This is a genomic window from Flagellimonas aquimarina (genome assembly GCF_003149745.1).
Taxonomy (GTDB): domain Bacteria; phylum Bacteroidota; class Bacteroidia; order Flavobacteriales; family Flavobacteriaceae; genus Flagellimonas; species Flagellimonas aquimarina.
In genome coordinates this window covers 1,058,724-1,071,935 of sequence record NZ_QGEG01000001.1, presented here as the reverse complement: position 1 = coordinate 1,071,935, position 13,212 = coordinate 1,058,724, and the positions used below count along the sequence as shown (strand labels likewise).

Sequence of the window (13,212 nt, the reverse complement as noted above, 5' to 3'; positions counted from 1 at the left end):
AATAGTTCCTTCTCTTTTTTATCAACTCTTAATCTCAAATTCGAGAAAAATCAAATAAACACATCATGAAAAAACTCATTTTAGCATGCACTTTCCTTTGTTCGGCAATTGGTATTTCGCAAACAGGTGTCATTAAGGGAATAGTGCTAGACAAACAGTCTGAAAGCCCCTTGCAAGGAGCCACCATTGAACTATTAAATATGGATACGGCAACAGGTGTAATAACGGATTTTGACGGAAGATTTATTATTACCGATGTTCCAATAGGAAGACAAGCGATTCAGGTAAGCTTTATTGGATTTGAAAGCACCACCATTCCAAATGTTGATGTAACAACAGGTAAAGATGTGTTTATTACAGTACAACTTTTAGAGACCTTTAATCAATTGGATGAGGTTATTTTAACCAACGAAACCAACAAGGACAAGCCACTTAATAAATTGGCAACCGTTTCTGCAAGACAATTTGGCGTGGAAGAAGTAACCAGATTCTCAGGAGGCAGAAGTGATGTGGGAAGGTTGGCAGCTAATTTTGCCGGGGTTTCAGCGCCGGACGATAGTAGAAATGATATTGTTATCCGAGGTAATTCCCCAGCCGGATTGCTTTGGCGTTTAGAAGGTATTCCCATTCCAAGTCCAAACCATTACTCAACTCTAGGTACAACAGGTGGCCCTGTTTCCGCTCTTAATCCAAATCTTCTAAAAAATTCTGATTTTATCACTTCCGCATTCCCTGCGGAATATGGAAATGCCATTGGAGGTGTTTTTGATCTGGGTTTTAGAAAAGGAAACGCAGATGATTATGAATATACCCTGCAAACTGGAATCTTTACCGGGGTTGAAGCTATGGCCGAAGGTCCATTGGGGCAAAACAAGGGCTCTTTTTTAGTGGCGGCCAGATATTCTCTTGTGGGGCTTTTGGGGATTGGAGCCGGAGGAACGGCGGCCACTCCCAACTACAACGATGTCTCCTTTAATATTGACTTTGGAAAGGTAAATTCTGGGAACCTTTCTTTTTTTGGAATTCTTGGCACTTCAGATATTGAATTTTTGGGGGATGATATAGATCCAGATGATTTGTTCGCTGCCGAGGATGAAAACACCTTTGTTGAGTCCAGATTTGGAGTGCTGGGGTTTAAGTACAATCTAAGTTTAAGCTCTAATTCTTTTCTAAGGACTGTTGCCTCAGCATCATACTCGGGCAACGATTTTAAAGTAGACCGTTTTATTGAAAAGGACACTTCACAAGAACGATTGATCAGATACACCGAAGCAGATAATACAGAAACAAGATTCACTTTATCCACACTTTTCAACTCTAAGATAAACAACAAATTTACTTTCCGAACAGGCTTGTTATTGGAACATTTTAATATACAAAGCTTGTTATTGGATAGGAACGAACAAGCAGATAATAATGGAGATGGAGACCCTGATTTGGTTAATTTTAGGGATATAGATGAAAATGTGAGCATTCTCCAACCTTATGTGCAGGGGCAGTTTAGATTAACCAAAAAATTTACTTTAAATGCAGGCTTACATACTCAATATAGCACCCTAAACAAACAATTTGTTTTGGAACCAAGGGCAGCACTCAACTACAACTTCCTTCCTAATCACACTTTAAACCTTGGATACGGCCTCCATAATCAATCCGTACCGTTACCCTTGTTGTTTTTGAATGAAAACATAAATGGAGAAATTAGGCAGACCAATAGAGATTTAGACTTTGTACAGAGTAGCCATTTTGTTTTGGGATATGATGTAAGATTGGCCAATAGCTGGCGTGGTAAAGTGGAAATATATTACCAAGATATTGACAAAGCCGCTGTAGAACCCTTTCCTTCTAGTTACTCCACCTTAACTGAAGGAGCTGACTTTGGTTTTGATAATGATCGCGTATCCTTGGTGAATGACGGTACTGGATTTAATCAAGGTATTGAGCTCACACTAGAAAAATTCTTCAGCAAAGGATACTATGGCTTATTAACAAGTTCCTTCTTTGAAAGTAAATATGAAGGCAGTGATGGTATTCAGCGCAATACACCTTTTAACAATGGGTATGTTGTAAATATGTTGGCGGGAAAGGAATTTAAAACAGGACCTTCCGGAAAAAATGTTTGGTTCTTGGATACACGTTTGACAACATCTGGTGGCAGGTATTTTACTCCTGTTGATTTGGCCGCTTCGCAGCAAGCTGGCTTTGAAATCCTACAAGAAGACCTGGCCTTTAGCCAGCAATATGATTCCTACTTTAGATGGGATGTTAAATTTGGGGTCAAAATCAATAGTAAAAACAAAAAGAAGTCCCATCAGTTTTATTTTGACCTACAAAATGTAACGGCCAATGAAAATATATTTGTAAGGCGCTATAACCGCCTGACCAATAATATTGACCAAGTGGATCAGATAGGTTTCTTTCCTGATTTTGGATACAAATTTCAATTCTAAAAAATCTAAACAATGAAGAGAATCAGTGTTATTTTACTAGCTTTAAGTGTTATTTTAACAGTTATAGTTTTGATTAGAAATACGGAATCGGGCACTGACTTTTTGGATGAACAGTTTTCAGAAATTGTAACATATATTCCTAAAAGGGATATGTTCAATGAAAAAATATCAGAAGTGGACGTGGCCTGGCATTTGGATCATAGCCTTAGAACCATCAGTAAAGTTTGCGAAGCTTTGGAGAACTCCAATCCAGATGAATATAGACTCAATTTTAGTTTATCCAGAGTATTTGTTTTTACTACCGGCATTATTCCAAGGGGAGTTGCGCAGTCTCCAAAATCGGTGATGCCACCTAAAGTGATTGTTACGGATAGTCTTTATCTTCAAATTGAAGAAGCCAGGGAAAATTTAAAAAAGATTGAATTGTTAAAAGAAAAAGCTCATTTTAAACATCCCTATTTCAATGTTATTGATAAAGGACAGGCAAAACGTTTTCTCAAAATACATACGCAACACCATTTAAAAATTATAAAGGACATATTAGAGAATAGATAAAAAAGGGTTTTCTTCGTAGAAAACCATCAATAAATGACAGGTAACTGGTTTAAAATTCAAAATATTGAAACGGTAGATTCGCCATCGATTGCAGTTTACCAAAATCATTTGAGTTACAATATACAGGAGATGATTTCTTTGGTCAACGGCGAAACGCAACGGTTGATGCCCCATGTCAAAACCAATAAAATGCCAGAGGTTTTAGATATGCTATTAGTTGCGGGAATCTCTAATTTTAAGGCATCTACCATTTCCGAAGCTGAAATAGCGGCAGAAGCTGGTGCTAAATCTGTTTTAATAGCTCATCAACTGGTTGGCCCAAAAGTAGACCGCTATCTTTCTTTGATAGTTCATTTTCCTAAAACTGATTTCTCTACAATTATAGATTCATTGGAAACTGCCAGTCTTTTGAATGAAAAAGCCCTTGAGAAAGGGTTTAATCTCAGTTTTTATATTGACATCAACAACGGTATGAATCGTTCAGGAATCAAAGTTGGCCTGGACTTAGATGAGCTTATGGCTTTTGTTCCAGAATGCAAAGGGCTTACATTTAAAGGGCTTCATGTGTATGATGGACATTTAAGAGATCAGGATTTTTCTGCTCGGAGTGGAAAAATAGAAACTGGCCTGGAAGAGGTGACAGCCTATTTCAATACCTTAAAAAAGGACTTTCCCACAGCGAAAATGATATGTGGCGGAACCCCTTCATTTACAACCCATCTATTGCAAAAAGAACGAATAACCAGCCCAGGAACCTGTGTTCTATGGGATTGGGGCTATAGCGAAAAATTGACAGAACAAAACTTTAAATATGCCGCGTTATTGGTGACTAGAATTATTTCAAAACCTACGGAAGGTATAGTTACGTTAGATTTAGGTCATAAATCAGTAGCTCCAGAAAATCCTATTGACAAACGCGTGAAATTCCTAAACATTGATAAATACGAACTCCTCTCGCAAAGCGAAGAGCATGGTGTTCTCAAAGTTAATAACTGGAATGATTTAAAAATTGGAGATGTGCTTTATGGCATTCCATACCACATATGTCCTACAATAAATTTACATGATGAAGTATCTGTAATCAAGGATGGAGTAAAAGTAGCGGCCTGGGAAATTACCGCTAGAAAAAGAACCTTAAACTTTTAATTCGTCTATACGACCTTACTCTAAAACCTTTTCTAAATCGTAAAAGTAAAAGTTCTTTTCATCGTTCATAGCTGCAAAAAGCCCATTGGGAAAGGTATCGTTCAATGGAACCGTAACTACTTCGCAACCATCCGTTTCAAGTGTGGTTAAATTAACGGCTTTTATGAATGCATTCCGTTTTCTAGAAAAAATATTGAACTGTCCTCTTTGCTGATCGGAGACAATTATAAAACCTTCTTCATTTGGGTATGTGGCAATGGCAATGCCTTCAATATCTCTTAAAAAGTGTTCTGTACCAAAACATGATAGCTCCTCATTTCCCTTTTTGGGTTCTGCATGATATTTTCTTATGCAAACCCCTTCATCCGAATAATACACAAAACCCATTTCATCATCCACTGCAATGGCCTCTATTTCCTTTTCCCCACTGAACTTTCCAAATTTTCTTACCAAATCAATCTTAACTTCACTACTATCCACTACTAATTTATATTGATACAAATAATTATCGCTTGGCCCTGTTTTTCGTCCTACTATTGCATAAATAGACGTATCCAAGGGCGATTTGTAAAGGCCTATTCCCATAGGCAGTTTTTGCTCAAAAACGTCTTCATCTTCAAAAACAGGAAAACCCCCTCCATCCAAAGGTTTCATATCCGGTACTGAGAATAATCTGATTTGCTGTTTTTCCCGCTCTGTAAAAGCCAAAATATCAACTGCAACAGAATCATTCAATTGAAATCCATATTCCACATCTACGTTGTTGGGTCGCTGAAGATTTCTGATGGTTTTTTCTTCAATGATCTTTCCATCCAAATCAAAAGCGTAAACGGCTCCATTTGTTTCCTTGTCAGTTCCAAAAACTATACTTTTTGATGCATCTTTAGGGTTGATCCATATTGCAGGATCATCAGTATCATTCAAAGTAGTTTCTGTAATAACATCAGGCGCTATTGGTGGTAATTTACTTTGATTGCAAGAAATCGTCAATAGTGCCAATACTAAGTATGTAGATATGTGCTTCATTTGGATGAATTAAAAATAGTAGAAAAGCCACCTACTAGAAGTGGCTTTATACATTATTGTTCTAAATATTATTTTTTGAATAAGTCATATTTTAATCCAAAAGTCAATCTTTTCTCATAAAACTCAATCTGCTGAGTGCGTTCCTTTACCCCTTGATAATAACGCAGCGGCTGGTTGGTAATATTGTTTAAATCTGCATAAATACGTAAGTTCTTATTGATGATAAACGATGCGTTTAAATCAACAAAAATCTGCTTATCATAATACCTGTCTTCAAAATCATTCCCGCCCAACTCATCAATGTAAGCATCTGAATAGTTAACTGACAAACGTAAATTGAATTTTTTATCAGCATAACCCAAAGAGCCATTAAACATGTTTGGAGCGGTACCTGGCAAATCTATTTCCTCTCGAACTTCATCTCCATTTCGGATACCATCAGTTGAGGAAGTAAGAAATGTATAGTTCAGATAGATGCTAAGATTTTTTGCAAACCCCGGAAGGAAATCCAATTGTCTTTGAAACGCCAATTCAGCTCCAAAAATTGATGCACTATCTCCATTTAAGGGCTGGAACAAATCGAAACCTGTATCTGTATCTTCTGATAGAGAAGTGTAAATGAAATCTTCAATATCCTTATAAAAAACTCCTCCGGAGATTATTCCTACCGATTCAAAGTAGTGCTCTGTCATAAAATCAAAATTCATGGAACGTGTAGGGTCTAGTTCCGCATTACCTGTTTGCACCTCCTCATCTTCATTGATTATGTTTCTAAAAGGCACAAGGTCGACATAATTGGGTCTTGCAATGGTATTTGTCCATGCAAAACGCAATACGGTGTTATTACTTGGATTGTATTTCAAATGCACCCCTGGCAAAACATTTGTATAAGAACTTTCATCCCTAATTTGATTGAAGCTATCAAAATCTCCTTCCTCGTCAAAAATGACTTCGTTACCCAAACTACTAATTTTTGTATTCTCTACCCTTACCCCTGCAAGTACAGAAAAATTCTCAGCAAGCTTTTGGTTAGCCATAAGATAACCCGCATAAACTTTTTCTTCTACATCGAAGTTTCCTGCCAAAAATTCATCTTGAATCGGGGTGGTTTCAAACCTGGAACCATCAGAGAAATTTAAATCTCCTAAAAATTCAGGAGAAACAAATTGTCCAGCAGCATATTGACTGCCAGCCAAGAAATCACTGTTCGTAAAATCTCTGGTCTGCACATCTGCTAAAGTGGCAAACTCATTACTTAATGGTTCGGATTCAAAAAAGTTGTTGTTCCTTTCCTTGTTTTTTGACCTGAATCTGCCTCCAAATTTTACAGACCCTTCTCCTGCACCAAAAATATCTGCAGGTAGTTCAAAGTTTAAAAAGGCATTAAAATCTTTTTCTTCAGTAAACTGATTTTCTTCAGTAAATTCTTTCAGCTCAAAATTGGACAAGGCTGCATCTGAAGCATTCGCAGCTCTAAATGAAGGATACCGAGGGTTAGCAAGATCTGCCGAAATTCCAATGGCATCTCCAATTTCGTACTCTACATAGCGTTCATTTGGGCGTTCTTCGGAAGCCTTGGCATAAGAAGCCATCCAATCCATTTTTAGGTTGCCAAATAAATGATTACCTCCCAGACTATAATTCTGCATACGTTGATCTTCCAATCTTGTATTTTTAATACGTCCTCCCGGTATGCCCCCTTTGGTTTGTCTGCGTATCTCACCTTCATATCCAACAATATTTTCGGTGCCATCTGCAAATACAGGTTCTATACTCCTAAACCGTAGTCGAAATCTATTTTCCCTATCGTCACGCCAATTGTACATGGTTTTTAGGAAAACGGTGTTGTTGGCATCAAAGGCATAGTCCATATTTGCTGAAAAACTTCTTCGGATACGTTGAACCAAATAAGTTCTTATATCTGATTCCTCAACAAATGGATCTACTTCAATATCTTCCTCGGTCAAAGGGCTTTCAGCTTCGTTTACCCATTCGGCCTCAACATTGTCAGATCCAAAATCAACATTGTTATATGATGCGGCCAACATCCAGCCGAATTTGCCGTTTTTTGAACGGTCACCCAATAAGAATCCACCATTGTAAATAGGTTCATCGTTAATAAAACTTAGACCAGAACCCAAAGTAGCTGAAAGCCTGAAACTTTGTGGCGATGAACGAGTAATCAAGTTTACAGAACCACCTAAAGCATCTGCATCCATGTCCGGGGTAATGGCCTTGTTCACTTCTATGGTTTGAATCATATCTGAAGGAATTAAATCCATCTGTACATTTCTATTGTCTCCTTCCGCTGAAGGAATACGACTCCCATTAAGGGTAACTGAGTTTAATTGAGGAGCTAGACCGCGGATAATAATGTTTCTTGCTTCTCCTTGATCCACTTGCATGGTAATCCCAGGAATACGTTTTACCGCATCACCTATATTGGCGTCCGGAAATTTTCCAATTTGATCTGTAGAAACCACATTGGTAATGTTTAAATTGGTTTTCTGGGCATTCAAGGCTTTAGCCTGGCCGCTCAATCCATATGCGGTTACTTGAACCTCATCCAATTCAAGACTTTTTGGACTTATGGTTATGGCAATTACCGTTGTCTGATCGGCAGTTACCGTTACCTCTTGTTCAATAGATGCGTAACCTAAATATGAAATTTTAATGGTATGGTTCCCTTCTGGAATATTAACAAGAGTAAATTTACCGTCAAAATCCGTAATAGCCCCTTTTGATAAGGATGGAATCATCACATTTGCTCCTGGCACATATATTCCATTATCATCTGATATGGTTCCCTGAATATTTCCTGTTTGAGCAAAAAGGGATAAAGGGACAAAAACTAAGATAAAAAACTGCAAATATTTTTTCATTTTCTAAGTGGTTGATTTTAGACCACAAAGAAATTATTCTGCTTAAAAAAAGAGGTTAGCTAATTTTTAAGAATAAGTCATATTTAGTATCATTTTGAAGGTGTTTTAGAATGACTTAACAATCAGATAACAAAAAACCCTCACTGTACAGTAAGGGTTTTAAAAATTTTAGCGCCTAAAGTATTAAGCTTCAAACGGCTCAATGGAAACATATGATTTTCCACCAACTTTCTTTTCAAATTTTACTACACCATCAACTCTGGCGTGCAATGTATGGTCTTTTCCTGCATAAACATTCTCTCCAGGATTGTGCTTAGTACCACGTTGTCTAACAATGATGTTACCAGCAACAGCAGCCTGTCCACCAAAAATCTTAACGCCTAAGCGTTTCGATTCTGATTCTCTACCGTTTTTTGAACTACCTACACCTTTCTTATGTGCCATGATATATAATTTTTAGTTCTTAATCTATTTGTTTAAAGCTTCTATCAAATCAGCTTTTTTCATTGAAGAAATACCTGTAACGCCTTTTGCTTTTGCCATTTCCTTCAACTCTGCCACCGTTTTACCGCTCAAATCTTCAACTGCCTTTTTTGGTGCAGTTTTCTTTGGAGCCTCCTTCTTAGGTGCCTCTGTTTTAGCAGCTACAGCTTTTTTGGCTTGCGGAGCTGGCTTTTCAGCTTTGGCTTTTGCAGGGGCAGCTTTTTTAGCTCCTTTTGCAACAATCCCTTCAACAACAATCTCTGTTAAAGATTGTCTATGCCCGTTTTTTACACGGTATCCTTTACGCCTTTTCTTTTTAAAGACAATTACTTTATCACCTTTGAGGTGTTTTACTACTTTGGCCTCAACGGCCGCACCTTCTATGACTGGGGCGCCAACAGTAACGTTACCTCCGTCATCCAAAAGAAGAACTTTGTCAAAAGTTACTTTTTTACCTTCTTCTGTCTGCAAACGGTGAACGTACACTTTTTGGTCTTTTGCAACTTTAAACTGCTGCCCTGCCATCTCTACAATTGCGTACATAATGCGTTAATTAGATTAATTTACTTGCGCTTTATCAAAATTAGCGGGTGCAAATATACTGCTAAATCCTTAATTCACAAGTAATATTCAACCTTTTGACACATTATTTTTTTGGATTATTGGAGGTTTTAAAAAGCTGCATAAAAGACAACGTCAAGACCAGAGTGGTTGCAAAACCCATTATGGCAACAGTAAAGAAAACTATTCCCTGAAAATTGGCATAATCCTTTGCCCAGACCTCAGAGAGTTCTTTTAAAAAACTGGAGTTCAATTCTGTGGAATAAAGGGCAAAGAAAATAGTAAAAAGCAATGTGGCCACAAATCCTGTCGTAATCCCAGCTGTAAAGCCTTTCCCATAAGAAAAACCCTTTCCCAGTTTTAACTTGGTATACTTAATAGTTTCATAAATCCCAAAACCGGTGATAACACCATTTAACAAACTAAAAAACACGTTGGTATGCTTCCCTAAAAGGGATAATATTAAAAAATAGGCCATCAAACATGCACTGGTAACGATTCCAAAACGAATAGGGAGTGTTAGATTTTTCATCTCGTTAAATTTTTGGTGGATGTTTAATTTACTGAATGTTCGCGAATTATACTACAATTTCTTGTTAAACACTTGCCTGATATTGTATGTGTCTTTTAAATTTTATCCTATATTTAGCGTAACATCAATCTAAAAAGCTAGTCTAATCCTATTTATTACATCAATACAAAATTCACTATTATGAAAAGACACTTATTCTCTGCGTTTTTCGTGCTCGCAGTTGGTAACTTTCTTACAGCTCAGGAGGTTGCTTTTGAAGAGTATGATCTAGATAACGGACTCCATATAATCTTGCATCAAGACAATGCCGCACCCGTTGTTACCACCGCAGTAATGTACCATGTTGGATCTAAAGACGAAGACCCAAGTAAAACCGGATTTGCACATTTTTTTGAGCATCTTTTGTTCGAGGGAACAAAAAACATAGAAAGAGGAGAGTGGGATAAAATAGTCTCCTCAAATGGAGGAAGTGGTAATGCCAACACATTCCTTGACCGTACATATTACTATGAAACATTTCCTTCCAACAGTCTTGAAACGGGGCTATGGTTAGAATCGGAGCGATTAATGCACCCTATAATAGGGCAAATTGGGGTGGACACGCAAAAAGAAGTGGTCCAGGAAGAAAGAAGGCTTAGAGTTGATAATTCTCCTTATGGTGCTTTTTTTGATGAACTTCTTAAAAATCTATACACCAAGCATCCATACCGTTGGGGAGTAATAGGTTCTTTAGATCATTTGGCAAGTGCAAGTCTTGATGATTTTAAGAATTTTAATAAAGTCTATTATGTTCCAAACAATGCCGTTTTGGTCATAGCAGGAGATATAGATACAGAAAAAACAAAAAAAATGGTCTCCGACTATTTTGGACCAATCCCAAGAGGTGCAGATATAAAAAGAAACACTGTTGTTGAAGATCCAATTACCACTACCATAAAAGCAAAATACCATGATCCCAATATTCAGATTCCGGCAATTTTACTTGCTTATAGGACTCCTGGGCAAGCAGAAAGGGATTCCTATGTAATCAATATGATTTCCACTTATTTAAGTGATGGTGAAAGTTCCAAATTGTATAAAAAATTAGTGGACGAGAAAAAAATAGCGCTTCAAATATTTTCGGTGCCCATTGACGCTGAAGATTATAGCTCATATGTTGTTGGCGGTTTACCCGTGGGAGAAAATTCAATTCAAGATATCAAGAAAGAAATAGATGAGGAGATTCTAAAAGTACAATCAGAACTGATTTCAGAAAAAGATTATCAGAAGCTTCAGAACAAATTTGAAAACAACTTTGTAAATGCCAACAGCAGCATTGCGGGAGTGGCAAACTCTCTTGCAGAAAATTATATGTTACGTGATAACACCAACCTTATCAATACAGAGATTGATATATATCGTTCCATCACCCGTGAAGAGATAATGGAAGTTGCCAAAAAATATTTGAAGGTAAACCAGAGAGTAGAACTAGAGTATTTACCAGAACAAAAAGAAGCAAATTAAGATGAAAAAGTATATAGTTTTTTCCTTGCTGTCCCTTTTTATTACAGCATCGTATGCCCAAATTGATAGGAGCACACAACCTAAACCAGGGCCCGCTCCAGAAATAAATTTACAGGAACCCGCCCGCTTTGAACTAAATAACGGACTCAAAGTGATGGTTGTTGAAAACCATAAGCTCCCAAGGGTTTCCATTCAGCTGACCATAGATAACCCTCCTATTTTACAAGGAGACAAGGCAGGTGTTTCAGATTTAACATCAAGTCTGTTGGGCAAGGGATCTAAGTCCATTCCCAAAGATGATTTTTATGAAGAAGTTGATTTTTTAGGAGCTTCAATAACCATTGGAGACCAAAGCGCATCCGCAAGTTGTCTTTCCAAATATTTTCCTAGAATTCTAGAACTTATGACGGATGCCGCACTAAATCCCAATTTTACCCAAGAGGAGTTCAATAAAGAAAAGGACAGGATCATTACGGGCTTAAAATCAGAAGAAAAAGATGTTTCTGCCATCGCAACAAGAGTACAACTGGCATTGGCCTATGGAAAAAACCATCCATTTGGAGAAATCACATCCGAAGAAACGGTAAACAATGTAACATTGTTGGATGTGGAACAATATTATAGATCATATTTTGTGCCTGCAAATGCCTATTTGGTGATTATTGGAGATGTAGATTTTGAAAATGTAAAGGAATTAGTTACTACAAATTTCACTCCTTGGTCAAAGGCGGTTCCACCTTCTTTTAGCTATTCTAAGCCCATGGATGCACAATACAATCAAATCAATTTTGTTGATGTCCCTAATTCTGTACAGTCTGAAGTTGCCGTGCAAAACATCACAGAATTGAAAATGAAGGACGAGGATTATTTAAATGCCCTTTTGGCCAATAGAATATTGGGAGGAGGTTCTCAAGCTAGGTTATTTAAAAACCTAAGAGAGGATAAGGGATATACCTATGGCTCTTACTCTGGTATTAGGGACAATAAGTATAGCCCTATGCGATTTAATGCCTATGCGCAGGTGAGAAATATGGTAACCGACAGCTCCGTGGTTCAAATTCTAAGTGAGCTAGATAGAATCGTAAAAGAACCTGTAACAGAAGAAGAACTCATTAATGCAAAAGCTAAATATTCCGGGAGCTTTGTCATGGCTTTGGAAAAGCCAGAAACCATCGCCAATTATGCGTTGAACATTGAAACAGAAGATTTGCCCAAGGACTTTTACAAAACCTACTTAGAAAGAATTGATGCCGTAACCGTGGCTGATGTACAGAAGGCTGCTCAAAAATATTTTTCAACTACAAATGCTCGAATCGTAGTAACAGGAAAAGGAAGTGAAGTATTGGAAAATCTTGAAAAAGTGACCTTCAATAACAAAAAAGTACCTGTTCTGTTTTATGACAAGTATGCGACCAAAACTGAAAAACCAGATTACAGTTCTGCAATTCCTGAAGGGATAACGGCAGAAGCTATTTTGGAAAAGTATATGGAAGCAATAGGTGGAAAAGAAAAATTGGAGGGGGTAGACTCATATGCAATGTTAGCCGAAGCAGAAATGCAAGGGATGAAATTGGAGTTGGAAATGAAGAAAACATCCAAAGACCAATTTATGCAAGACATAAAAGTCATGGGGAACTCTATGCAAAAGCAGGTTTTGGATGGTGATAGTGGCTACATGGTTGCTCAAGGGCAGCGCAAAGATCTCTCTGATGAAGAAATTGAAAGGATAAAAGAAGAATCCGCAGCCTTCCCAGAATTGAACTACTTAGCAGCTGGTAATATTACTTTAGAAGGTATTGAACCAATAGGTGATAAAAAAGCATATAAGCTTAAGATAACAGATAAAAAATCTTCATTCTACGATGTAGAAACCGGTCTTAAGCTGCAAGAAATCAGTATTGAAGAAGTACAGGGGCAGCAAATGTCAAATACTGTAGAGTTTGATGACTATAAGGAGGTTTCTGGTATCAAGTTCCCCTTCAAACTGTCTCAGACCATGGGACCTCAAAACTTTGAGTTTGTGGTAAAAGAAATCAAGGTCAATGCAGGTGTAACTGCATCTGATTTCGAATAA

10 protein-coding genes are annotated in these 13,212 nt (G+C 37.4%); 5 read left to right on the top strand and 5 right to left on the bottom strand.

Going from position 1 to position 13,212, the window contains the following annotated elements; all coding sequences use genetic code 11:
- Positions 1 to 65 precede the first annotated feature (65 nt).
- From DKG77_RS04905 to DKG77_RS04895, 3 genes are read left to right on the top strand one after another with little or no spacing between them, the layout of a single operon-like run.
- On the top strand, positions 66 to 2,450 hold the full coding sequence (locus DKG77_RS04905) for a TonB-dependent receptor (RefSeq protein WP_109660738.1): 2,385 nt from the start codon (positions 66 to 68) through the stop codon (positions 2,448 to 2,450).
- Positions 2,451 to 2,462: 12 nt separating this feature from the next.
- Positions 2,463 to 3,005, top strand: coding sequence for a DUF1569 domain-containing protein (locus DKG77_RS04900; RefSeq protein WP_109660736.1), 543 nt, complete (start codon positions 2,463 to 2,465; stop codon positions 3,003 to 3,005).
- Positions 3,006 to 3,038: 33 nt separating this feature from the next.
- The gene (locus tag DKG77_RS04895) at positions 3,039 to 4,151 is read left to right on the top strand and encodes an alanine racemase (protein ID WP_109660735.1); all 1,113 of its coding nucleotides are present in this window, start codon (positions 3,039 to 3,041) and stop codon (positions 4,149 to 4,151) included.
- 15 nt (positions 4,152 to 4,166) lie between these two features.
- Here the strand turns inward: DKG77_RS04895 and DKG77_RS04890 are convergent, their stop codons facing one another.
- The 5 genes from DKG77_RS04890 to DKG77_RS04870 form a co-directional block, all read right to left on the bottom strand.
- On the bottom strand, positions 4,167 to 5,177 hold the full coding sequence (locus DKG77_RS04890) for a phytase (protein WP_109660733.1): 1,011 nt from the start codon (positions 5,175 to 5,177) through the stop codon (positions 4,167 to 4,169).
- Positions 5,178 to 5,245: 68 nt separating this feature from the next.
- Complete coding sequence (locus DKG77_RS04885) at positions 5,246 to 8,059, bottom strand: TonB-dependent receptor (protein WP_109660731.1); 2,814 nt, start codon at positions 8,057 to 8,059, stop codon at positions 5,246 to 5,248.
- A 183-nt stretch (positions 8,060 to 8,242) separates the two neighbouring features.
- A complete protein-coding gene (rpmA, locus tag DKG77_RS04880; protein WP_109660729.1) occupies positions 8,243 to 8,503 on the bottom strand; it encodes a 50S ribosomal protein L27 in 261 nt (86 codons plus the stop codon).
- 24 nt (positions 8,504 to 8,527) lie between these two features.
- On the bottom strand, positions 8,528 to 9,085 hold the full coding sequence (gene rplU, locus DKG77_RS04875) for a 50S ribosomal protein L21 (protein ID WP_109660727.1): 558 nt from the start codon (positions 9,083 to 9,085) through the stop codon (positions 8,528 to 8,530).
- Between the two features lie 103 nt (positions 9,086 to 9,188).
- Entirely contained in the window at positions 9,189 to 9,635 is a 447-nt protein-coding gene (locus DKG77_RS04870; protein ID WP_109660725.1) for a DUF4199 domain-containing protein, read from the bottom strand.
- A 180-nt stretch (positions 9,636 to 9,815) separates the two neighbouring features.
- Between DKG77_RS04870 and DKG77_RS04865 the strand changes: the two genes are divergently transcribed.
- Both DKG77_RS04865 and DKG77_RS04860 read left to right on the top strand, forming a co-directional pair.
- Positions 9,816 to 11,138 (top strand): M16 family metallopeptidase, encoded by a 1,323-nt coding sequence (locus DKG77_RS04865; RefSeq protein ID WP_109660723.1) that lies wholly within the window; start codon positions 9,816 to 9,818, stop codon positions 11,136 to 11,138.
- A gap of 1 nt (position 11,139) precedes the next feature.
- Positions 11,140 to 13,212 carry a M16 family metallopeptidase gene (locus DKG77_RS04860; protein WP_109660721.1) on the top strand — a complete coding sequence of 691 codons (2,073 nt, stop codon included), beginning with the start codon at positions 11,140 to 11,142 and terminating at the stop codon, positions 13,210 to 13,212.